Annotated in this window: 2 protein-coding genes; both read right to left on the reverse strand. The window is 70.6% G+C overall.

The window, feature by feature from the left end; translation table 11 throughout:
- On the reverse strand, nt 1–292 hold a 292-nt coding region (locus ACNPM4_RS18185; protein WP_448986629.1), incomplete at its 3' end, for a hypothetical protein.
- Between the two features lie 2 nt (nt 293–294).
- The gene (gene ruvX / locus ACNPM4_RS18190; protein ID WP_105709963.1) at nt 295–768 is read right to left on the reverse strand and encodes a Holliday junction resolvase RuvX; all 474 of its coding nucleotides are present in this window, start codon (nt 766–768) and stop codon (nt 295–297) included.
- Nucleotides 769–840: the final 72 nt, after the last annotated feature.

Here is an 840-nt window from a genome sequence, read left to right on the forward strand (position 1 = left end):
CCGAGTCGCGCACAGGGGTCGGCGACGGGGACTCGCGGTTCGCCGCGGCCGCCTCGTCGGCGGACGCACGGACCGGCACGGGCGATGGCTGCAGATGGTCACCCGATGCGCCGTTCGTGGGCGCCGTGGCATCCCCCGAGGCGGCTTCACGAGCCGCACGACGCGAACCCGGAGCGGGCGCACTGTTGTCGACCGTCGGAATCTGCGTGGTCGGCTCCGGAAGGTTCTCGAACAGCTCCCCCAGGCGGGAGTCTGCGTCATGCCGCGGCGTTTCGTTGTCGCGTTCGGACATCGTCAGGCGTGCTCCTCGTCAGGCGAGATGGCCGCACCGGCCGGGTTTCCGGTGCTCTTCTCCATATCGATCGCCTGCTGCAGAAGCACCACGGCGGCGACCTGATCCACAATGCTACGAGACTTCTTCTGAGATCTCCCGGAACTGCGCAGGGCGGCGTGCGCGGAAACGGTGCTCAGACGCTCGTCGATGAGCCGCACGACGATGCCACTGCGCAGCTGGAGAGCCGCCGCGAACTCCCGTGCGTCCGTTGTCGACGGCGTATCGGCGCCCCGCATGTTCACCGGCAGTCCGACCACGAACTCCAGAGGCTCGTACTCCCCCGCGAGCTGGACGAGGCGATCGATCGACGCCTCGTCCCGCGGGACCGTCTCGACCGGCACGGCGAGCATGCCGTCCGGGTCGCAGCGGGCGACACCGACCCTCGCCCGACCCACGTCGATGCCGAGCCGCACACCGCGGCGGAAGCCGCTCACGCGCCGTGCAGCTCCTGCGAGATGGCCTCGAGAGCCGTGGGTAGAGCCGCGGCGTGCGCGCCGCCGCCCTGC

Source organism: Microbacterium umsixpiens, from assembly GCF_053543675.1.